Origin of the sequence: Pseudomonas inefficax (genome assembly GCF_900277125.1) — a bacterium.
GTDB classification, from domain to species: domain Bacteria; phylum Pseudomonadota; class Gammaproteobacteria; order Pseudomonadales; family Pseudomonadaceae; genus Aquipseudomonas; species Aquipseudomonas inefficax.
The window spans coordinates 1-19,250 of the sequence record NZ_OPYN01000102.1; the positions used below are offsets into that span (position 1 = coordinate 1).

22 protein-coding genes and 1 pseudogene are annotated in these 19,250 nt (G+C 63.0%); 11 read left to right on the plus strand and 12 right to left on the minus strand.

Annotation, left to right across the window (positions count from 1 at the left end):
- The 5 genes and pseudogenes from JV551A3_RS12545 to JV551A3_RS12560 form a co-directional block, all read right to left on the minus strand.
- Positions 1–169 (minus strand): annotated as a pseudogene (locus JV551A3_RS12545) (molybdate ABC transporter permease subunit); the annotation flags it as partial.
- Complete coding sequence (modA, locus tag JV551A3_RS12550) at positions 169–927, minus strand: molybdate ABC transporter substrate-binding protein (protein ID WP_133973648.1); 759 nt, start codon at positions 925–927, stop codon at positions 169–171. The gene modA and the pseudogene JV551A3_RS12545, both read right to left, overlap by 1 nt.
- A 195-nt stretch (positions 928–1,122) precedes the next feature.
- Positions 1,123–2,211 carry an NAD(P)H-dependent flavin oxidoreductase gene (locus tag JV551A3_RS12555; RefSeq protein WP_133973646.1) on the minus strand — a complete coding sequence of 363 codons (1,089 nt, stop codon included), beginning with the start codon at positions 2,209–2,211 and terminating at the stop codon, positions 1,123–1,125.
- A gap of 43 nt (positions 2,212–2,254) precedes the next feature.
- The gene (locus JV551A3_RS30665) at positions 2,255–2,425 is read right to left on the minus strand and encodes a hypothetical protein (RefSeq protein ID WP_166674275.1); all 171 of its coding nucleotides are present in this window, start codon (positions 2,423–2,425) and stop codon (positions 2,255–2,257) included.
- Positions 2,426–2,432: 7 nt separating this feature from the next.
- On the minus strand, positions 2,433–2,735 hold the full coding sequence (locus JV551A3_RS12560) for a DUF1883 domain-containing protein (RefSeq protein WP_003250918.1): 303 nt from the start codon (positions 2,733–2,735) through the stop codon (positions 2,433–2,435).
- A gap of 160 nt (positions 2,736–2,895) precedes the next feature.
- Here JV551A3_RS12560 and JV551A3_RS12565 point away from each other — a divergent pair, with 160 nt between their 5' ends.
- From JV551A3_RS12565 to JV551A3_RS12605, 8 genes are all read left to right on the plus strand, one after another.
- Entirely contained in the window at positions 2,896–3,255 is a 360-nt protein-coding gene (locus JV551A3_RS12565) for a hypothetical protein (RefSeq protein WP_112252774.1), read from the plus strand.
- Positions 3,256–3,332: 77 nt separating this feature from the next.
- Entirely contained in the window at positions 3,333–3,983 is a 651-nt protein-coding gene (locus JV551A3_RS12570) for a c-type cytochrome (protein WP_112252773.1), read from the plus strand.
- On the plus strand, positions 3,980–4,894 hold the full coding sequence (locus tag JV551A3_RS12575; protein WP_112252772.1) for a c-type cytochrome: 915 nt from the start codon (positions 3,980–3,982) through the stop codon (positions 4,892–4,894). Before JV551A3_RS12570 ends, JV551A3_RS12575 begins: the two co-directional genes overlap by 4 nt.
- A 445-nt stretch (positions 4,895–5,339) precedes the next feature.
- The gene (gene galU / locus JV551A3_RS12585) at positions 5,340–6,179 is read left to right on the plus strand and encodes a UTP--glucose-1-phosphate uridylyltransferase GalU (protein ID WP_085590936.1); all 840 of its coding nucleotides are present in this window, start codon (positions 5,340–5,342) and stop codon (positions 6,177–6,179) included.
- A gap of 97 nt (positions 6,180–6,276) precedes the next feature.
- Positions 6,277–7,632 carry a glutathione-disulfide reductase gene (gene gorA, locus JV551A3_RS12590; protein WP_133973642.1) on the plus strand — a complete coding sequence of 452 codons (1,356 nt, stop codon included), beginning with the start codon at positions 6,277–6,279 and terminating at the stop codon, positions 7,630–7,632.
- A 312-nt stretch (positions 7,633–7,944) separates the two neighbouring features.
- Entirely contained in the window at positions 7,945–8,508 is a 564-nt protein-coding gene (ahpC, locus tag JV551A3_RS12595; protein ID WP_004375926.1) for an alkyl hydroperoxide reductase subunit C, read from the plus strand.
- Between the two features lie 124 nt (positions 8,509–8,632).
- A complete protein-coding gene (gene ahpF, locus JV551A3_RS12600) occupies positions 8,633–10,195 on the plus strand; it encodes an alkyl hydroperoxide reductase subunit F (protein ID WP_133973640.1) in 1,563 nt (520 codons plus the stop codon).
- A gap of 170 nt (positions 10,196–10,365) precedes the next feature.
- A complete protein-coding gene (locus JV551A3_RS12605; RefSeq protein ID WP_013973178.1) occupies positions 10,366–10,554 on the plus strand; it encodes a hypothetical protein in 189 nt (62 codons plus the stop codon).
- A 4-nt stretch (positions 10,555–10,558) separates the two neighbouring features.
- Here JV551A3_RS12605 and JV551A3_RS12610 read toward each other — a convergent pair whose 3' ends face one another.
- From JV551A3_RS12610 to lpxO, 5 genes are all read right to left on the minus strand, one after another.
- Positions 10,559–11,206 (minus strand): YceH family protein, encoded by a 648-nt coding sequence (locus JV551A3_RS12610; protein WP_133973638.1) that lies wholly within the window; start codon positions 11,204–11,206, stop codon positions 10,559–10,561.
- Between the two features lie 167 nt (positions 11,207–11,373).
- A complete protein-coding gene (sstT, locus tag JV551A3_RS12615) occupies positions 11,374–12,585 on the minus strand; it encodes a serine/threonine transporter SstT (RefSeq protein WP_133973636.1) in 1,212 nt (403 codons plus the stop codon).
- Positions 12,586–12,664: 79 nt separating this feature from the next.
- Positions 12,665–13,234 carry a GNAT family N-acetyltransferase gene (locus JV551A3_RS12620; protein ID WP_133973634.1) on the minus strand — a complete coding sequence of 190 codons (570 nt, stop codon included), beginning with the start codon at positions 13,232–13,234 and terminating at the stop codon, positions 12,665–12,667.
- A gap of 78 nt (positions 13,235–13,312) precedes the next feature.
- Positions 13,313–13,657 (minus strand): carboxymuconolactone decarboxylase family protein, encoded by a 345-nt coding sequence (locus tag JV551A3_RS12625; RefSeq protein WP_013973174.1) that lies wholly within the window; start codon positions 13,655–13,657, stop codon positions 13,313–13,315.
- A 119-nt stretch (positions 13,658–13,776) separates the two neighbouring features.
- Positions 13,777–14,676, minus strand: a complete 900-nt coding sequence (gene lpxO, locus JV551A3_RS12630; RefSeq protein WP_133973632.1) for a lipid A hydroxylase LpxO — start codon at positions 14,674–14,676, stop codon at positions 13,777–13,779.
- Positions 14,677–14,834: 158 nt separating this feature from the next.
- On the opposite strand from lpxO, the gene thpR reads away from it, so the two are divergent.
- Positions 14,835–15,380, plus strand: a complete 546-nt coding sequence (thpR, locus tag JV551A3_RS12635; protein WP_133973630.1) for an RNA 2',3'-cyclic phosphodiesterase — start codon at positions 14,835–14,837, stop codon at positions 15,378–15,380.
- A 1-nt stretch (position 15,381) separates the two neighbouring features.
- On the opposite strand, the gene JV551A3_RS12640 is transcribed toward thpR, so the two are convergent.
- Positions 15,382–15,978 (minus strand): NAD(P)H-dependent oxidoreductase, encoded by a 597-nt coding sequence (locus JV551A3_RS12640; RefSeq protein ID WP_133973628.1) that lies wholly within the window; start codon positions 15,976–15,978, stop codon positions 15,382–15,384.
- Between the two features lie 92 nt (positions 15,979–16,070).
- Between JV551A3_RS12640 and JV551A3_RS12645 the strand changes: the two genes are divergently transcribed.
- The gene (locus tag JV551A3_RS12645) at positions 16,071–16,667 is read left to right on the plus strand and encodes a TetR/AcrR family transcriptional regulator (protein WP_133973626.1); all 597 of its coding nucleotides are present in this window, start codon (positions 16,071–16,073) and stop codon (positions 16,665–16,667) included.
- Positions 16,668–16,999: 332 nt separating this feature from the next.
- On the opposite strand, the gene JV551A3_RS12650 is transcribed toward JV551A3_RS12645, so the two are convergent.
- Complete coding sequence (locus tag JV551A3_RS12650) at positions 17,000–17,905, minus strand: AraC family transcriptional regulator (RefSeq protein WP_133973624.1); 906 nt, start codon at positions 17,903–17,905, stop codon at positions 17,000–17,002.
- A gap of 180 nt (positions 17,906–18,085) precedes the next feature.
- Here JV551A3_RS12650 and calA point away from each other — a divergent pair, with 180 nt between their 5' ends.
- Positions 18,086–19,138: a vanillin reductase gene (gene calA / locus JV551A3_RS12655; protein ID WP_133973622.1), complete on the plus strand. Its 1,053-nt coding sequence runs from the start codon at positions 18,086–18,088 to the stop codon at positions 19,136–19,138.
- Positions 19,139–19,250 lie beyond the last annotated feature (112 nt).

Genomic DNA, 19,250 nt, shown 5'->3' on the forward strand with positions numbered 1-19,250 from the left:
GCACCAGCGGCAGGGCCACTACCGCGCCCACCGGCCCGCGCAGCCACGAGCGCGTGCGCGCCAGCCACCAGGCGATGGGCGTACCGACGATCAGCAGGATCAGGGTGGTCAGGCTGGCCAGTTTCACGGTCAGCCAGATGGCACCCAGGTCACTGGCGTCCAGTGGCATCAGATTTCATAACCGTAGGATTTGATCACTGCCGTGGCTTTCGGGCCTTTCAGATAGTCGACCAGAGCTTTGGCAGCGGGGTTGTTCTTGCCTTTTTCGAGGATTGCCGCGTCCTGGCGGATGGGCTCGTGCAGGGACGAGGGAACGATCCAGGCCGAGCCGCTTTCGACCTTGCCGTCCTTGTAGATTTGCGACAGGGCGACAAAACCCAGCTCGGCGTTGCCGGTGGAGACGAACTGGAACGCCTGGGTAATGTTCTGCCCTTCGACCAGCTTGGGCGTGGTGGCTTCGGTCAGCTTCAGCTTGTCCAGCACCTGGGTGGCGGCCAGGCCATATGGTGCAGTTTTCGGGTTGGCGATGGACAGGTGCTTGAACTGATTCTTCTTCAGCACTTCGCCGTTGGCGTCGACATAGCCGGGCTTGGCCGACCACAGGGCCAAGGTACCGATGGCGTAGGTGAAGCGCGAGCCCGGGGCAATGGCATTTTCCTGCTCGAGCTTGGCAGGGGTGCTGTCGTCGGCAGCGAGGAATACCTCGTACGGCGCGCCGTTCTTGATTTGTGCGTAGAACTGGCCGGTGGCGCCATAGGCGGCGACCAGTTTGTGGCCGGTGTCCTTTTCGAAGTCCTTGGCGATGGCCTGGATCGGGGCTGTGAAGTTCGCTGCGACCGCGACCTGGACTTCATCGGCCCAGGCAGTGTTGAAGGCGAGCAGGCTGGCCAGGGTGGTCGCGGCTACGTAGGAAGGGCGGATACACATCAACACAACTCCTGGGAGGTTATCGTTATATCCTTAACTATATAGCGATAGGCCCTGGGCCGGGAAGAGGGCAGGATGATGCATGGGCAGGTCCGGCCCCTTCGCGGGCTTGCCCGCTCCCACAGTACTGCGCGGCATTCAAAACCAGGGGTGAACCTGTGGGAGCGGGCAAGCCCGCGAAGGGGCCGAGCCTGCTTATGCAGACGCCTGGCGGCCTATCACTGCCAGCGCCTTTTCGGCAATCTCCCGGGTCAACTCACCCGCCGGCATATGCCTGCCCAGCCGCAACGCCTGCCCCGACCACAGGTTGCTGAAGTCGCTATCGCCCCGCGGATCGGTAATCGCCCGCAAAGGCATCAACGCCCCGCCGGCCAGTGGGAAGCGCGGCGCCAGGTCGCTCATAGGCCCCAGCTCGCGCATGATGCGGTTGTTGATGCCACGCGCCGGTCGGCCGGTGAACAGGTTGGTCAGCGCCGTGTCGCTGGCGGGTGCGCTGTCCAGGGCCTGGCGATGTGCCGGCGAGACCTTGGCTTCGGGGCAGAACAGGTAAGCCGTTCCGATCTGCACTGCCGAAGCACCCAGGGCCAGTGCCGCCAACAGGCCGCGGTGGTCACCAATGCCGCCGGCGGCAATCACCGGCACGCTGACCGCATCGGCCACCTGCGGCACCAGGGCGAAGGTGCCGATCTGGCTGGTGATATCGTCGCTGAGGAACATGCCGCGATGGCCGCCCGCCTCATAGCCCATGGCGATGATCGCATCACAGCCGTGGTGTTCCAGCCACACGGCTTCCTCTACAGTGGTGGCGCTGGACAGCACCTTGGCACCGCTGGCCTTTACCCGTTGCAGCAGGTCGTCCTGTGGCAGGCCGAAGTGGAAGCTCACCACCTCCGGGCGCAGTTGCTCGACCAGCTGGCAGCTCTGTTCGTCGAAAGGCGCGCGGTTGGACACCGGCGTGGGTGCCGCGAAGTCGGCACCTACTTCGCTGTAATAGGGCTCGAGTGCCTGCTTCCAGCGTAAATCGCGCTCGGTATCGGGCGTTGGTGGCTGATGGCAGAAGAAATTCAGGTTCAACGGGCGGCCCGGGCAGCCGGCGCGGAAGGCGGCGATCTCGGCGCGCACCTGGTCGCCCGTGAGCATGGCGCAGGGCAGGGCGCCCAGGCCGCCTGCCAGGCCTACGGCAATGGCCATGCCCGAGCCCGTCGCACCGGCCATGGGGGCCTGCAGTATGGGCAACTCGATGCCCAGCAGGTCGAGGATGCGGCTATCGGGCCAGTGGCTCATGCGATTCTCCTTGCGCGGGCGAACTGTACGGCGGGGCGGGTGTTTACAAGGCCTTGCTGACCTGGATGTCGCTGATCTTCTCGGCGTCTTCGCCATGAATCTTGCGCAGGGCTTCCAGGGCTTGTTCGTGGGAGGCGTCGGGCATCAGCGCGAAGTCCCAGCGGCGCTGGCCGTCGAGCTTGTACTTGATGACGTACTTGGTGGTCTGGGTCATGGTGGCCTTATCTGAGTTTCGACGATGAACGACGGATGATCTTGATCTTGTGGGTCAAGGTTGGCTTGCGGGTGACCGAGATCGGGCGGGTTGTCACGGTATCGATGGTGATGTTCCAGAAACCGGTGCTGGGCACGGTAATTTTCGCCGGGAACTTTTCGAAATGGCCACCGTGGTAGGTGTGACGGCCGCCGTTCTTGAAGCTGCGGAAGTTGGCGTCGTTCATCAGGCGGATATTGCAGCGCTGGGAACACTCGATGACGACGATGTCGTCCTCGTTCAAGTGCTCGCGCTGGTGTACGAATTTCATGTGATGCTCCGCAAGGATTGGTTCTGCAAAGGCGAAAGATACCACGATGTCGGGTTACACTGCCGCGCTGTTCCGCCAGGCGTTGATAAATCTGCCAAAGCAGGGAGCAAAACAGCCTGGCTGTGGTCGAAGCGGATTCTTGAAGGCAGAGGTGCTGTAAATGAAATGGATGGTGGCGGCGTTGGCGGTGACGCTGGGTGGCTGTGTGAGTGTTACGGAACTGGAACAGTCGCGTGAAACGCTGGATGTGATCTCCGGCAAGTCCCCGCGCGCGTATGCCGATTGCGTCAAGCAGAAACTGGCCGATAGCCGCGACCCGCTGGTGGAAGAGCAGCGTGGCGATGGCCTGCGGCTGATCGTGCCGCAGAAGATCAGCTCGGGCGCGGGCCCCGCGGCGCTGGTGGATATCGACAAGCGTGGCAGCGGCAGCAGTATCAAGCTGCACGAGCGGTTGAACAACTTCCCGCTGCGCCTGGGCGATGTGCGCACTGCAGCCACCCAGTGCATCTCCGGGAGTTGATCCAGGGCAACTGATCGCGCTCCTTTTGCTTATATGTTTTAAGCCTAAGCATATAACAATAGAAAAGGAGATTCGTGATGACACCGTTGAGTCGCGTCGTGATCGGCAGCCTGCTGATCCTGGCCTGGCCCGCGGCGCATGCCGCCGATGGCCAGAAAGTCTTCACCCAGGGCGGGGCCAACCCCGCCGCCATGGCTTGCCTGGGTTGCCATGGGCCGGACGGCAAGGGCATTGCCGCTGCCGGCTTCCCGCGCCTGGCCGGGCTGCCGGCCGCTTACCTCAGCAAGCAGTTGCATGACTGGCGCAGCGGCAGCCGCAAGCAGCCGGTAATGGAGCCGCTTGCCAAGGCCCTGACCGAGGATGAGATCAAGGCGGTCAGCACCTATTTGGCCAGCCTGCCGGCAGACCCAGCAGGCGACCTGCGTCGCCAGCAGATCGCCGATGACCCCACCACCCGCATGGCCCTGTACGGCGACTGGAGCCGGCAGATTCCTGGTTGCGTGCAATGCCACGGCCCGGGCGGCGGCGGGGTTGGCGAACACTTCCCGCCCTTGGCAGGTCAGCCAGCCAGTTACCTGGTGGCGCAGCTCAATGCCTGGCGTGACGGCACCCGCAGCAATGACCCCAACCAACTGATGGTCGGTGTGGCCAAGGCCATGACCGATGACGAGATCAAGGCCGTCGCCGAGTTCTTCGCCCGCCCAGCCAGCCAGGAGGTCAAGCCATGAAACCGATGATTCCAGCCCTGCTGCTGCTGGCCATGGGCAGTGCCCAGGCCGCCCAGATCGCCATGGAAGACCAGTCACAGTTGAAAGTGCCTGGCGTGCAGGCTGCACCGCAGTTCGTGCCGCCAGCGGAAAGCGAGTTGCCTGACAATGCCTTTGGCAAGATGGTGCGCGAGGGGCACGCCTTGTTCGTCGACACCCGCAGGTTGATGCCCGAGGCCGTGGGCAATGGCATGAACTGCAGCAACTGCCACCTTGACCAGGGGCGGCTGGCGCATTCCGCGCCGATGTGGGGGGCGTACCCGATGTACCCCGCGTACCGCAAGAAAAACGATAAGGTCAACACATACGCCGAGCGTATCCAGGGCTGCTTCCAGTTCAGCATGAACGGCAAGCCACCGGCTGCAGACAGCCCGCAGATGACGGCGCTGGCAGTGTATTCGTACTGGCTTTCCACCAAGGCGCCGACCGGTGTGGAGATTGCCGGGCGTGGGTACCCGGAGGTGCCGCAACCCAAGGGCGGGTACGACTTCAAGCGTGGTCAGCAGGTTTATCGCGAGCAGTGTGCGATCTGCCACGGCGACAACGGCGAGGGGCAGAAGGTGGCGGGCGAGTATGTGATGCCGCCCTTGTGGGGCAAAGATTCTTACAACTGGGGCGCCGGCATGCACCGTATCAACACTGCGGCGTCGTTCATCAAGTACAACATGCCGCTGGGCAAGCCAGGCAGCCTGAGTGATCAGCAGGCCTGGGATGTGGCGGCCTGGGTCAACCGCCATGAACGGCCGCAGGATCCGCGGTTGGTGGAAGGCTCCATCGAGAAGACGCGGGCGAAGTTCCATGCCAACGACGGGGTGAACCTGTATGGGCAGAAGGTTGATGGGGTGCTGATCGGGCAGGGGACCGGTAGCTGACGTATTGCCTGTACTGGCCTCTTCGCGGGCTTGCCCGCTCCCACAAGGATCGCCACAAGCCAGCACTGGCCTTTGTAGGAGCGGCCTTGTGTCGCGATGGGCCGCGCAGCGGCCCCGGCAATCTTTGCTGCGAAGCTGAAAACCTGGGGCCGCTTCGCGCCCCATCGCGACACAAGGCCGCTCCTACAGGTATTTACGCATGGCTTGAGGCCGGTGTGGTCGAGGTGGGAGCGGGTTTACCCGCGAAGAGGCCGGTACAGGCAACCCCGATCTGCTGTCATCCAGCGGTCATTGATGACAGCAATATTTACGATCCACCGGAACTATCTACACTGGGTTATCTCTATCTTCCCATCGATCGGCCACAGGTAGGGCATTGTAAGGTGACTGCCGCCTGATTAGACTGCGCCGAATTCCACAGGCCTAGCCTTTTGTAAGGACGTATATGATCAAGAAATGCTTGTTCCCGGCAGCCGGTTACGGCACCCGCTTCCTGCCCGCTACCAAAGCCATGCCCAAGGAAATGCTGCCGGTGGTCAACAAGCCACTGATCCAGTATGGCGTCGAGGAGGCACTCGATGCCGGTCTGAGCGAGATCTCCATCGTCACCGGGCGCGGCAAGCGTGCTCTGGAAGACCACTTCGACATCAGCTACGAGCTGGAAAACCAGATCAAGGGCACCGACAAGGAAAAATACCTGGTTGGTATCCGCCGCCTGCTCGACGAATGCTCGTTCTCCTACACCCGCCAGACCGAAATGAAAGGCCTGGGCCACGCCATCCTGACCGGCCGCCCGCTGATCGGTGACGAGCCGTTCGCCGTGGTGCTGGCGGACGACCTGTGCGTGAACCCGGAAGGTGACGGCGTACTGACCCAGATGGTCAAGCTGTACAACCAATTCCGTTGCTCGATTGTCGCCATCCAGGAAGTCGATCCGCAGGAAACCAACAAGTACGGTGTGATCGCCGGCGACATGATCCGTGACGACATTTTCCGCGTCACCAACATGGTCGAGAAGCCGAAGCCGGAAGATGCCCCGTCGAACCTGGCGATCATCGGCCGCTACATCCTGACCCCGGATATCTTCGACATCATCGCCAACACCGAGCCGGGCAAAGGTGGCGAGATCCAGATCACCGACGCCCTGATGCAACAGGCGCAGAACGGCTGCGTGATTGCCTACAAGTTCAAGGGCAAGCGTTTCGACTGTGGTGGCGCCGAGGGTTATATCGACGCGACCAACTTCTGCTTCGAGAACTACTACAAGACTGGCAAGGCTTACTGATAAGCCCTGCTGGCCTGAAAGCCACCCTTCGGGGTGGCTTTTTTGTTTGCGGCGGCCAACGGCGTTATGCTGGGCGCCTGCCTAGGAGAGTGAATACATGGCCTACGATTTTGATCTGTTCGTGATTGGTGCCGGGTCCGGCGGTGTGCGCGCGGCGCGGTTTGCCGCCGGCTTCGGCGCAAAGGTGGCAGTGGCCGAGAGCCGCTACCTGGGCGGTACCTGCGTCAACGTCGGCTGTGTGCCGAAAAAGCTGCTGGTGTACGGCGCACATGTCGCTGACGAACTGGAGCAGGCCGCAGGCTTCGGCTGGACCCTTGAAGAAGGGCATTTCGACTGGGGCACCCTGATTGCCAACAAAAACCGGGAAATCGAGCGCCTCAACGGCATCTACCGCAACCTGCTGCTCAACAGCGGGGTCACCCTGCTGCAGGGGCATGCGCGCCTGACCGGTGCCAATGAAGTGGAAGTGGAAGGCCAGCGCTACACCGCCGAGCACATCCTCATCGCCACCGGTGGCTGGCCACAGGTGCCGGACATTCCGGGCAAGGAATTGGCCATCACCTCCAACGAAGCCTTCTACCTCAAGGACTTGCCGCGCCGGGTGCTGGTGGTGGGCGGTGGCTACATTGCTGTCGAGTTCGCTGGCATCTTCCAAGGCCTGGGGGCGGCTACCACGCTGCTGTACCGTGGCGACCTGTTCCTGCGTGGCTTCGACGGCTCGGTGCGCACGCACCTGAAGGAAGAACTGGAAAAGCGCGGCCTCGACCTACAGTTCAACGCCGACATCCAGCGCATCGACAAGCTCGAGGACGGTAGCCTCAAGGCCACCCTCGGGGATGGCCGCGAGTTGGTCGCCGATTGCGTGTTCTATGCCACCGGTCGGCGCCCGATGCTGGACAACCTGGGCCTGGAAAACACCGGCGTAGAGCTGGACGCCCGTGGTTACATTCGTGTTGACCAGCAGTACCAGACCACCGCGCCGTCGATCCTGGCCATTGGCGATGTGATTGGCCGCGTGCAACTGACTCCGGTAGCTTTGGCCGAGGGCATGGCCGTGGCCCGGCGCCTGTTCAAGCCCGAGCAATACCGGCCGGTGGACTATCAGAACATCCCGACCGCAGTGTTCAGCCAGCCGCCCATTGGTACCGTGGGCCTGACCGAAGAGCAGGCACTGGAGGCCGGGCACAAGGTGCAGGTATTCGAGAGCCGCTTCCGTGCGATGAAACTGACGCTGACCGATATTCAGGAAAAGACCCTGATGAAACTGGTGGTCGATGCCGAGACCGACAAGGTACTGGGCTGCCACATGGTTGGCCCTGACGCCGGCGAGATCATTCAGGGCCTGGGCGTTGCCCTGAAGGCCGGTGCGACCAAGCAGCAGTTCGACGAAACCATTGGCGTGCACCCGACAGCGGCCGAAGAGTTCGTGACCATGCGCACAGCCACCCGCTGAGCACGGTCCCTGTGGGAGCGGCCTTGTGTCGCGAAAGGGCCGCGAAGCGGCCCCAAGATCACGGCGATGATGCACAGATTGCTGGGGCCGCTTCGCGGCCCTTTCGCGACACAAGGCCGCTCCCACAAAAAGCTGGTCCGGCAAGAGCACGCACCCCGCAATCCTTTGCTCAGCCCATTCCCTTCTATTAATAAGCCTCGGTTATAGCCAAAACCAATCATAAGCATGAGCTTTGCCAATGAGCCTTTATCGGGACCAGCGGTTAGGATTCTCTCCATCAACTGATTCCAACCCCATGAAGGAGCGTCTCTCATGCCAATCATCAACAGCCAAGTCAAACCGTTCAACGCCACCGCCTACCACAAGGGCGAGTTCGTCCAGGTCAGCGAAGCCGACCTGAAAGGCAAGTGGTCTGTCGTGTTCTTCTACCCGGCCGACTTCACCTTCGTCTGCCCGACCGAGCTGGGTGACCTTGCCGACAACTACGCCGAGTTCCAGAAGCTGGGCGTGGAAATCTACGGCGTGTCCACCGACACCCACTTCACCCACAAAGCCTGGCACGACACTTCGGACACCATCGGCAAGATCCAGTACCCGCTGATCGGTGACCCGACCCACGTCATCTCGCGCAACTTCGACGTGCTGATCGAGGAAGCCGGCCTGGCCGATCGCGGTACCTTCGTGATCAACCCGGAAGGCCAGATCAAGATCGTCGAACTGAACGACGGTGGTGTAGGCCGCGATGCTGCCGAATTGCTGCGCAAGGTTAAAGCTGCCCAGTACGTTGCCGCTCACCCAGGCGAAGTCTGCCCGGCCAAGTGGAAAGAAGGCGAAGCCACCCTGGCGCCATCGCTGGACCTGGTCGGCAAGATCTAAGTCCATGTGCCAGTCGCGGGCGGTAAGCAGCCGCCAAAGCTGAAGTACTTGCCGCCCCGTCAAACGCCCGGGCGACCTCGCCTGGGCGTTTTTGTATCCGAGTTTTGAAAAAGGAATCGCCCGTATGTTGGACGCCACGCTTAAATCGCAACTGAAAACCTACCTGGAGCGGGTCACCCAGCCGATCGAGATCGTTGCTTCCCTCGACGACGGCGCGAAGTCCCGCGAATTGCACGACCTGCTGGTGGAAATTGCCAGCCTGTCGAACCTCATTACCTTCAGCGCGGACGGTACCGACGCCCGTCGTCCATCGTTCTCGCTGAACCGCCCGGGAGCCGACATAAGCCTGCGCTTCGCCGGCATCCCCATGGGCCACGAATTCACTTCGCTGGTGCTGGCGCTGCTGCAGGTCGGTGGCCACCCGTCCAAGGCCAGTGCCGAAGTGATCGAGCAGATCCAGGCGCTGGAAGGTGAGTTCACCTTCGAAACCTACTTCTCGCTGTCGTGCCAGAACTGCCCGGACGTGGTCCAGGCGCTGAACCTGATGGCGGTGCTCAACCCCAATGTGCGCCATGTGGCCATCGACGGCGCGCTGTTCCAGGCGGAAGTGGAATCGCGCAAGATCATGGCGGTGCCGAGCATCTACCTGAACGGTGAAGTGTTCGGCCAGGGCCGCATGGGCCTGGAGGAAATCCTCGGCAAGATCGACACCAGCGCCGGCGCTCGCCAGGCCGAGAAGATCAACGCCAAGGACGCCTTCGACGTGCTGGTGGTCGGTGGTGGCCCAGCCGGCGCTTCGGCAGCCATCTATGCCGCGCGTAAAGGCATCCGCACCGGTATCGCGGCCGAGCGTTTCGGCGGCCAGGTGCTCGATACACTGGCCATCGAGAACTTCATCTCGGTACAGGAAACCGAAGGGCCGAAGCTGGCCACGGCGCTGGAAGAACACGTCAAGCAGTACGACGTGGACATCATGAACCTGCAGCGCGGTGAGGCGCTGATCCCGGCCACCGATGGCGGCCTGCACGAAGTACGCCTGGCCGGCGGCGCCTCGCTCAAGGCCAAGACCGTAATCCTGGCCACCGGTGCCCGCTGGCGAGAAATGAACGTGCCGGGCGAGCAGCAATACCGCGCCCGTGGCGTGGCCTACTGCCCGCACTGCGACGGCCCGCTGTTCAAGGGCAAGCGCGTGGCGGTGATCGGTGGGGGCAACTCGGGTGTGGAAGCGGCCATCGACCTGGCGGGTATCGTCGCCCAGGTGACGCTGATCGAGTTCGACAGCCAGCTGCGTGCCGATGCGGTATTGCAGCGCAAGTTGCACAGCCTGCCGAACGTGAAGGTGATCACCAGTGCGCTGACCACCGAAGTGCTGGGCAATGGCGAAAAGGTGACCGGCCTGCGTTACAAGGACCGTACCACCGACCAGCAGCATGAAGTGGCGTTGGAAGGTATCTTCGTGCAGATCGGCCTGCTGCCGAACACCGACTGGCTGAAAGGCACCGTCGAGCTGTCGCCGCGTGGCGAGATCATCGTCGATGCCAAGGGCCAGACCAGCATCCCCGGTGTGTTTGCGGCGGGTGATGTGACGACCGTGCCGTACAAGCAGATCGTGATTGCGGTGGGTGAGGGCGCCAAGGCATCGCTGGCGGCTTTTGACCACCTGATCCGCACTTCGGCACCGGCGTAAGCCTGTACCAGCCTCTTCGCAGCGCAAGGCTGCTCCTACAGGGAACTCCACAGTTAAAAAAACTGTGCGGAATCTGTAGGAGCAGCCTTGTGCTGCGAAGAGGCCAGTACAAACAAAGCAGCACCTGAGGATGTCTATGATTACTGCAGACACCCTCAGGAACCACACCCATGACCCTGATCAGCCGCGAACCCTGGTGGCTAGTCCCCCCAAAGCCCGGGCAGCAAGAGCAGGACCTGCACTGGGGCTACCTGGAAATCTACGCCGACGGCCGCACCGTGTTCGTCGACCAGCGCCCCAGTGACCGGGAGCTGGCCGAGCGCAAGAGCTGCCGCAACTTCCCCGACCCCGAGCCTTGACGGCTCAGCCTTCCAGTTCGGCCAGCCGTGCCTCCAGCGCCGCGATGCGGGCTTCGAGGGCTTCGATGCGTTCTTCCGACACATTTGCGCCGCTGCTGCGTGCCCCACCTTCCTGCTGCCGTGCGGCCAGGATTGCCTCGATTTCCGCCGGGTCGCCCAAGGCATGGGTGTAACGGTCTTCGCGCTGGCCGGCCTGGCGTGGCAGATGCAACGCCAGGCCGCGCGAGATCAGGCGCTCCAGCTGGTGCTGGATCTGCTCGGTGTCGTCGAACTCGTGCAGGCGGTTGCTGCGGGTCAGCAGTTCGTTGAGGGTTTGCGGCCCGCGCAGGAACATCAGGCCCATCAGCACCAGTTGCGCCGGCACCAGTTCCAGCGCCTTGTCCACCCGGTGTTCCCAGCGGTCGGCGCGGCTGCCCATCTGCAGGCGGGTCATGTCTTGCCCTTCGAGGGCGCGGAGGGCCTGGCCGACCTGGCCTAGGGTGAGGTTCATCACCGGCTCGCGACTGGTCTTCTGGTTGCAGGCCAGGACCAGGGCGTTGAGAGTCAGCGGGTAGCTTTCCGGGCTGGTGGCCTGCTTCTCGATCAGCGAGCCGAGAATACGGATCTCGATGCTGTTGAAGCGGCCTTCGCCGGCGGTTTCGTGTTCTGACATGGCCCTGTCTCATTGCTGGGGAAAGGCCACTAGGGTAGGTAATGCCATCGCGTTAGGCAATTGACACCTGTGGGAGCGGGTTCACCCGCGAACACCGGCGAAGCCGGTGCCACGCACCGCGTCGCCTGATTCGCGGGTGAACCCGCTCCCACAGGGCCCCGGCAATCTCAAGCGCTACGCTGTTCTTCGGCCTGGCACGCCGCCGCGGTAAACAGCACATCAGTCGAAGAATTCAGTGCCGTCTCGGCCGAATCCTGCAGCACGCCGATGATGAAACCAACCGCCACCACCTGCATGGCAATTTCGCTAGGGATGCCAAACAGGCTGCACGCCAGCGGAATCAGCAGCAGCGAGCCACCGGCCACACCCGAGGCGCCGCAGGCACAGACTGCCGCCACCACGCTGAGCAGCACGGCAGTCGGCAGGTCCACCGGAATACCCAGGGTATGTACCGCCGCCAGGGTCAGCACGGTAATGGTGATGGCGGCACCGGCCATGTTGATGGTCGCACCCAGCGGGATCGATACCGAATAGGTGTCCTCATGCAGGCCAAGGCGCTCCGACAGGGCCAGGTTGACCGGAATGTTGGCCGCCGAGCTGCGCGTGAAGAACGCAGTGATACCGCTTTCGCGCAGGCACAGGAGGGTCAGCGGGTAGGGGTTGCGGCGGATTTTCCAATACACGATCAGCGGGTTCATCACCAGTGCCACGAACAGCATGCAGCCAATCAGCACCGCCAGCAGGTGCAGGTAGCCGAGCAGGGCGTCCAGGCCCGACTGCGCCAGGGTGGCGCTGACCAGGCCAAAGATGCCCACCGGGGCGAAGCGGATGACCACGCGCACGATCAGGGTCACGCCATTGGACAGGTCCTCGACGACGGTGCGGGTGGTTTCGCCGGCATGGCGCAGGGCCACGCCCAGGCCGATGGCCCAGGTCAGTACACCGATGAAGTTGGCGTTGAGCAGGGCATTGATCGGGTTGTCGACCGCACTCAGCAGCAGGTTCTGCAGCACCTCGGTGATGCCGCCTGGCGCGCTCAGCGTAGCGTCGCCGGTGCTCAGCACCAGGTTTGACGGGAACAGCATGCTGGCGACCACGGCGACCACTGCTGCGCTGAAGGTACCCAGCAGGTACAGCCAGAGGATCGGGCGAATATGGGTTTCCTGGCCGTGACGGTGGTTGGCGATCGAGGCCATTACCAGGATGAACACCAGCACGGGTGCCACCGCCTTCAGGGCGCTGACGAACACTTTCCCGAGGAAGGCCATGTCGCGGGCGATGGCGGGCGCAAGCAGGGCCAGGGCGATGCCGGCGATCAGGCCGATGACGATTTGCGTCACCAGGCTGGTGCGGTTGAGGAAGCGGAGGATGGGGGTCATGTGCAGCGATATCCCGGCATGTTCAAAAAGGGCGCGACTTTACCATAGACCTTCGTCGAGCAGGGGCGGCCTGAAGAAGTCAGCGCCCGCGCCGCCGCGACACCCGCGCCTCGATGTTCTTGCGCCCGATCAGCAGTGGCGGCTTCTCCACTACCGGCTCGTCCGCCAGCCACTTGTACATCACCAGGCAGTCCACCAACCCCAGGCGGGCATGGCGGTAGGCCTTGGGCAAGCGGCCAACGGTATCGAAGCCCAGCTTGTGCCACAGCGCCACTGCCACCTCATTGGTGGCTACCACCGAGTTGAACTGCAGCGCCAGGAAACCCTCCTGGCGTGCCTGTTTCTGTGAGTGTTCGCACATCAAGCGCGCAACGCCGCGGCCGCGTGCCGTTTCACAGACCATGTAGCCGCAGTTGCCCACGTGCCCACCGGGCCCGGCGGCGTTGGCCTTGAGGTAATACGAACCCAGCATCTGGCCGTCTTCCTCGGCCACGAATGTGCGCATGGGCAGCTCCAGCCACAGCTGGCGGGCCTGATCGAAGCTCAGGGCCGGGTCGAATGCGTAGGTTTCACGGGCCTGTACGACGGCCTGGAAGGTGGGCCAGAAGCGTTCGAAATCTTCCGGCGTCATTGGGCGGATGTGGATCATGCGGGTTCCTGCAAGGGCTGAGCCGCCCAGTCTGGGTGGCGCGGCGCCGTCGCGCAAGGGCGGCGCCGCCATTTGCGTTCAGCCGTTGGCCTTGCCCACCGCATCCATGGCACGTGCCGAGTAGACCAGCGCGGCGCCGGCGTTCATCGCCACGGCCACGCCGAGGGCCTCGGCGATTTCCTCGCGGCTGGCGCCATGCTTGACGGCTTGCTGCGAATGCACGGCGATGCAGCCATCGCAGCGTGTGGTCACGGCCACGGCAAGGGAGATCAGCTCGCGGGTCTTGGCGTCCAGGTGGTTGGTCTTGGCCCCTGCGCCGCTGGCGGTCATGTAGCCGGCCACGGTGTCAGGGGAAAGCTGCTTGAGATCGCCGATGCCGGCCATTAACTGCTTACGGTAGGCGTCCCAGTCCATCATGCTCATCGTCTTCACCTTGGGGAGGTTGCGAGTGGAGCTTTCAGGCTAGTCGAAGAGTGGGAAGTGTGAGACTTGTACTTTGGTTGGTTGCGCGCAGGCCCTTGGGCTGCGCGCTCCCACACCGATCAGATGTAGATGAACACCAGCACCAAGGCCGCGACGAACGCCCACTTCTCCAGGTAGTAGCGCGTGCGGTTGCGCTTCTTCAGCGCCTTGCCACGCTCGCGGATCTTGTAGATGCGGGTGAACAGCCGGTTGATCCCACCGGTCTTGTCGCCGGCATCGTTGGGTGCGGCGGCAGCGGCCATGACGTTGCGGCTGAACCAGCGGTTGAATGCGGTTGCCCAGCGGTACTTGAGCGGGCGTTCCACATCGCAGAACAGAATGATGCGGTTGTGCTCGGTGGTATTGGCCGCGTAGTGGATGTAGGTTTCGTCGAACACCACGCCCTCGCCATCGCGCCAGGAATACTTCTCGCCGTCCACGTCGATGTAGCAACCGTCGTCGTTCGGCGTGTCCAGGCCCAGGTGGTAGCGGTACGAACCGGCATACGGGTCGCGGTGGCGCACCAGCTTGGCGCCCGGCGGCAGGGTGGCGAACATGGCGGCCTTGACCGTACCGATGCCTTTGAGCAACTCGGTGGTGCGTGGGCACAGGGTCATCGCCGACGGGTGGCTTTCGCCGTACCACTTCAGGTAGAAGCGCTTCCAGCCGGTCTTGAAGAACGAGTTGAAACCGACGTCATCGTAATTGTCGGACTTCTTGATTTCGCCCACATGCAGCAGCTGTTGGGCTTCCTCGCGGATCTCCTGCCAGTGGTCTTGCAGCGTCTGCAATTCCGGGAAGGCCTCCACCGGCAGGTAAGGCTTGGCCGGGTGCCTGGAAAACAGGTACAGAAAGCTGTTGACAGGGGCCAGGAAGCTGGAGTGATCGCCCAGCTGACGGGTCAGCTTGTGACGAACCCGACCGCGCAGGTGAACATAGGCGATCGAGAGGGCGAAGATGAGTACGAGTGCAATTTTCATGGACGTTTACTTGTCGAAAAATGGCCATGCGCCATGGCATAAGCCCGCCAGCATAAACAATCATTGGGGTAGTTTGTACTTATTGTTGCGAAACGACGGGGCGACTTAGGTGTAATGCCCTATAGCCTTGCGCAAACGTTTCATATTCAGGAGTTCGTATGATTCAGGACGTACGCCCCAGCGGTACCCCCTTCAAGCGGTTGTTTTTCGCCTTGCCGGTAAGCGAGGCTCAGCGTCGCGCCCTGGCCCAGTGGCGACGTGGCTTGAACCTGCGCAGTGGCAAGCCGGTTCCGGCCGCCAACTTCCACGTGACATTGCTGTTTCTGGGCGATGTGGATACCGCTCAGGTGCCTGCAATTTGCGCGGCGGTCGACCAGTTGGCACTACCGGCCACGGCACCACGGCTGTTGCTAGACCGCCTGCAGGTGTGGCAGCGGGCCAGCGCCCTGGTGCTGGAGGCGCAGCAGACCCCACCGGCCCTGCTGCAACTGGTGTACAGCTTGCAGCAGGCGCTGCTGCCGTTGGGGGTGGAAGCGGCCGACCGTGAATATCGCCCGCACCTGACGTTGGCAAGGGATTACCGCGGCCAGCCGCCAGAGGCCAGCAGCGCGCCGGATTTCTACCTTACCGCCCGCCATTTCACACTGTACGAGTCGCGCAAGGGCGCTTACTGGCCATTGGCGCAATGGCCGCTGTCGAGCTGATTCAGGCCATGGCCTCGCAGTCTGCGAACATCTGCTCGCCCAGCGTGCGTGCGGTGTGCAGATGCGCTGCCGGGGCTGCGCCTTCGCTGTCGTCCAGCAGGGTGGAGCTCAGTACCTCGGCGCCGCAGTAGTCGAAAATGCCGTGCTCGATCTGCACGCGCATTGCCTCGCCATAACCATGCCGCTCGAAGGTACCGCTATCGGCACCGGCGACGCCGACCAGGTGTACCTTCATGCCGCGCAGCTTCTTGACGGTGACGCCCCCTTCATAATCGAAGGCCCAGCCATTGCTGAACACCCGCTCGACCCAGCCTTTGAGCAAGGCCGGCAGTGACCACCAATAGATGGGGTAGACCAGCACCAGCGCATCGGCACGTTCGATGCGCGCCTGCTCCCTGAGTACGTCCGTCGGCGGGGCTGCCTGCCTGCGGTGCACTGCGTGGTCGGCAAGGCCGAAACGCGGGTCGAAACCTTCACTGGCCAAGTCGGCGATTTCGCTGCTGTGGCCGGTGTTGGCCAGGCCGTCGGCGATCTGCCGGGCAAGGGCATGGGTGAGGGATTGCGTGTCGTGATGACCGACAACGATCAAGGCGTGCATGGCAGGTTCTCCAAGATGTGATGCAGGACTACCCGGAGCGCTATATACTCGAGGTAAGTTACGTTTAGTAAGTTACTTTTGGTAGGTAAGCGATGTCAAGCGATGATCAAACCCGCTCGCGCAAGCGCCTGAGCCGCGACGAGCGCCGCCGCCAGTTGCTCGATGTAGCCTGGCAGCTTGTACGCGAGGAGGGCACTGATGCCTTGAGCCTGGGCCGTTTGGCCGAGCAGGCGGGGGTTACCAAGCCGGTGGTCTATGACCATTTCGAGACCCGCACCGGGCTGTTGGTGGCGCTGTATCAGCAATACGATGCACGGCAGTCGCAGATGCTGGAGCAGGCACTGGCGCATTGTGACGCCAGCCTGGCCAGCCGCGCCGGGGTGATTGCCGAGGCATACGTGGACTGTGTGATGAGTCAGGGGCGGGAGATCCCCGGGGTGTCGGCGGCACTGGCCGGGTCGCCGGAAATGGAGGCGCTCAAGCGGGCCTATGAACAGCCGTTTCTGGACAAATGCCGCGAGGCGCTGGCCGGTTTTTCGCCCAGTGGCGAGATTGGGGTGGCGGGCATGCGCCTGTTGGTGGGCGCGGCGGATGCCTTGTCGCAGGCGGCTGCCGCGGGGGAGTTGGAGGTATGGCAGGCCAAGGCCGAATTGCAGGCAGCAATAGTGGCGATGGTCGAGCGGCAATGAAGCCTTGAGAGTGCCGGGGCTGCTCTGCAGCCCATCGCCGGCAAGCCAGCTCCTCCCACCTCGACCACACCGGCCTCAAGCCATGTGCAAATACCTGTAGGAGCGGCCTTGTGTCGCGATGGGGCGCGAAGCGGCCCCAGGTTTTCAGCTTCGCAGCAAAGTTTGTCGGGGCCGCTGCGCGGCCCATCGCGACACAAGGCCGCTCCTACAAGGGCCAATGCTGGCTTGAAGAGATATCCAAGACAGTTGCTCCCACATCGTCCGCATCGGTTTCAAGCCATGTGCTTTCCCTGTTGGAGCCGGCTTGCCGGCGATGGGGCCAGGGCAGGCGATTACACCGGCAGGCTCCGGAACGGCAATTCATCCCCCGGGCTGCGGTCGAACTGGCGCTTGTATTCGCGACTGAACTGCGAGGTGCTCTGGTACCCCACCCGGTGCGCGGTCTGCGCTACTCCCAGGCCTTCGCCGATCAGCATCTGCTGCGCTTTCAGCAGCCGCAGGCGCTTGAGGTACTGCATCGGTGCCATGTCGGTACAGCGCTTGAAGTGCTCGTGAAAGGTCGAAACACTCATGTTGGCGCGCGCGGCCAGCGCTTCGACGCTCAGCGGCTCGGTGTAGTGCTCGCGCAGGTGGGCTAGGGCGGCGCCGATGCGGGCGAAGTGCCCTTGCTGCTCCACCAGGGCCCGCAAAACGCCCGCCTGTGGACCGCGCAAGGCGGTGTACAGCACCTCGCGTACCCGCGCCGGGCCAAGCACCTTGGCGTCTACTGGGTCCTGCAGGCAGAACAGCAGCCGCTCCACGCTTTCGCGCATCGGCGCATCGAGTGCCGCCGAAGTCATCGACTGCGGGGTTTGCGCCTGCACCGCGGTGTCGGGCGCCAGGGCCATGCTTTGCACCAGTTCGCCCAGCACGCCGCGGTCGATGTCCACTGCCACGCCCAGCAACGGTGCTTCGGGGGTGGCGAAGGTTTCGCACATGAACGGCACCGACAATGCCTGCACCAGGTAATGCCCGGCGCCGTACTCCAAGGTACGCGGCCCCAGGCGCGCCAGCTTGCTGCCCTGGGCCAGGATCATCAGGCTGGGTTCGTAGATCTGTGGGCTGCTGGCCACATAGTGGTCCCAGCTCAGCACCTGCACCTGGGGCAGGTGCGTGGGCACGAAACCCGGACGTGTGGCGAGTCTGCGGATAAGTGTGCAAAGCGGCGCATTGGCGTCGACATGGCGGGTCAGCTGCATGATGGACCTGGGCAGAGGATCAGACAGTCTAATCATCGCAGAATGAGTGCTCGGTGCCAGGTGCTGCATGGCATGTTCGGAGAATCAGGCATGCATGCCGGAGAATCAGCCGTGGGCGAGGCGGGGCATGGCGCGCAGAATGCGCCGCCTGAATCGTTTCACTTCTTAGCGAGGCCCTGCATGTACACCGCCATCGGTTACGCCGCCCAGACACCCACCAGCCCTCTGGCTCCCATGACCTTCCAGCGTCGCAGCCCGCGCCCTGACGACATTGCCATCGATATCTTGTACTGCGGCGTGTGCCACTCCGACATTCACCAGGCGCGCAACGAATGGGGCATTGCCGTGTACCCGCTGATGCCTGGCCACGAGATCATCGGCCGCGTCACCGCAGTGGGCGACAAAGTGACCGCGCACAAGGTCGGCGACCTGGTTGGCGTTGGTTGCATGGTCGACTCGTGCCGCCACTGCGAAGCCTGTGCCAAGGACCTGGAGCAATACTGCCTGGAAGGGCCGACCATGACCTACGCTACCCCGGACCGGGTCGACGGTAGCAATACCATGGGCGGTTACTCCAGCAGCATCGTGGTCAGCGAGCACTTCGTGCTGCGCATCCCGGCCGGCATGGACCTGCCCAGCGCCGCGCCAATCCTCTGCGCCGGCATCACTACCTATTCGCCACTCAAGCACCACGGTGTCGGCCCTGGCCACAAGCTCGGCATCCTCGGCATGGGCGGCCTGGGCCATATGGCTATCAAGCTGGCCAAGGCCCTGGGTGCCGAGGTGACCCTGTTCACCCGTTCCCAGGCCAAGGCCGAAGAAGCCCGCCGCCAGGGTGCCGACCATGTGATCGTGTCCACCGATGCCGAGCAGATGCGCGCCGCGGCGGGCCGTTTCGACTTCCTGCTCGACACCATCCCGGTGCAGCACGACCTCAATCCGTACCTGGAAACCCTGAAATTCGATGGCGTGCACATCCTGGTCGGCCTGATCGAGCCGATCGACCCGGCAGTGCATGCGGCCAATCTGGTGATGAAGCGCCGGGTGCTGGCGGGGTCGTTGATTGGTGGTATTGCCGAGACACAGGAAGTGCTGGATTTCTGTGCCGAGCACGCGATTCGTTGTGATATCGAGTTGCTGGATATCCGCAACATCAACCAGGCTTATGAGCGAATGATTGCCGGGGATGTGAAGTACCGGTTCGTGATCGACATGGCCACTTTGCAGGGCTGATTGGTTGCGTGTACCGGCCTCTTCGCGGGCTCGCCCGCTCCCACAGGTAAATCACAGCTTCAGAAATCTGTGCAGTAACTGTGGGAGCGGGTTCACCCGCGAAGAGGCCGGT

Excerpts from the sequence above, each read along its gene's own strand:
- gorA (WP_133973642.1), top strand. The coding sequence starts at position 6,277 with ATGGCCTACGATTTTGATCTGTTCGTGATTGGTGCCGGGTCCGGCGGT.
- JV551A3_RS12560 (WP_003250918.1), bottom strand. The coding sequence starts at position 2,735 with ATGAAATTCGTACACCAGCGCGAGCACTTGAACGAGGACGACATCGTC.
- lpxO (WP_133973632.1), bottom strand. The coding sequence starts at position 14,676 with ATGAAAATTGCACTCGTACTCATCTTCGCCCTCTCGATCGCCTATGTT.
- JV551A3_RS12625 (WP_013973174.1), bottom strand. The coding sequence starts at position 13,657 with ATGAGCATGATGGACTGGGACGCCTACCGTAAGCAGTTAATGGCCGGC.
- modA (WP_133973648.1), bottom strand. The coding sequence starts at position 927 with ATGTGTATCCGCCCTTCCTACGTAGCCGCGACCACCCTGGCCAGCCTG.
- JV551A3_RS12565 (WP_112252774.1), top strand. The coding sequence starts at position 2,896 with ATGAAATGGATGGTGGCGGCGTTGGCGGTGACGCTGGGTGGCTGTGTG.
- JV551A3_RS12645 (WP_133973626.1), top strand. The coding sequence starts at position 16,071 with ATGTCAAGCGATGATCAAACCCGCTCGCGCAAGCGCCTGAGCCGCGAC.
- JV551A3_RS12610 (WP_133973638.1), bottom strand. The coding sequence starts at position 11,206 with ATGTCAGAACACGAAACCGCCGGCGAAGGCCGCTTCAACAGCATCGAG.
- JV551A3_RS12570 (WP_112252773.1), top strand. The coding sequence starts at position 3,333 with ATGACACCGTTGAGTCGCGTCGTGATCGGCAGCCTGCTGATCCTGGCC.
- JV551A3_RS12575 (WP_112252772.1), top strand. The coding sequence starts at position 3,980 with ATGAAACCGATGATTCCAGCCCTGCTGCTGCTGGCCATGGGCAGTGCC.
- JV551A3_RS12650 (WP_133973624.1), bottom strand. The coding sequence starts at position 17,905 with ATGCAGCTGACCCGCCATGTCGACGCCAATGCGCCGCTTTGCACACTT.
- JV551A3_RS12640 (WP_133973628.1), bottom strand. The coding sequence starts at position 15,978 with ATGCACGCCTTGATCGTTGTCGGTCATCACGACACGCAATCCCTCACC.
- ahpF (WP_133973640.1), top strand. The coding sequence starts at position 8,633 with ATGTTGGACGCCACGCTTAAATCGCAACTGAAAACCTACCTGGAGCGG.
- galU (WP_085590936.1), top strand. The coding sequence starts at position 5,340 with ATGATCAAGAAATGCTTGTTCCCGGCAGCCGGTTACGGCACCCGCTTC.
- thpR (WP_133973630.1), top strand. The coding sequence starts at position 14,835 with ATGATTCAGGACGTACGCCCCAGCGGTACCCCCTTCAAGCGGTTGTTT.
- JV551A3_RS30665 (WP_166674275.1), bottom strand. The coding sequence starts at position 2,425 with ATGACCCAGACCACCAAGTACGTCATCAAGTACAAGCTCGACGGCCAG.
- JV551A3_RS12555 (WP_133973646.1), bottom strand. The coding sequence starts at position 2,211 with ATGAGCCACTGGCCCGATAGCCGCATCCTCGACCTGCTGGGCATCGAG.
- sstT (WP_133973636.1), bottom strand. The coding sequence starts at position 12,585 with ATGACCCCCATCCTCCGCTTCCTCAACCGCACCAGCCTGGTGACGCAA.
- ahpC (WP_004375926.1), top strand. The coding sequence starts at position 7,945 with ATGCCAATCATCAACAGCCAAGTCAAACCGTTCAACGCCACCGCCTAC.
- JV551A3_RS12620 (WP_133973634.1), bottom strand. The coding sequence starts at position 13,234 with ATGATCCACATCCGCCCAATGACGCCGGAAGATTTCGAACGCTTCTGG.
- calA (WP_133973622.1), top strand. The coding sequence starts at position 18,086 with ATGTACACCGCCATCGGTTACGCCGCCCAGACACCCACCAGCCCTCTG.
- JV551A3_RS12605 (WP_013973178.1), top strand. The coding sequence starts at position 10,366 with ATGACCCTGATCAGCCGCGAACCCTGGTGGCTAGTCCCCCCAAAGCCC.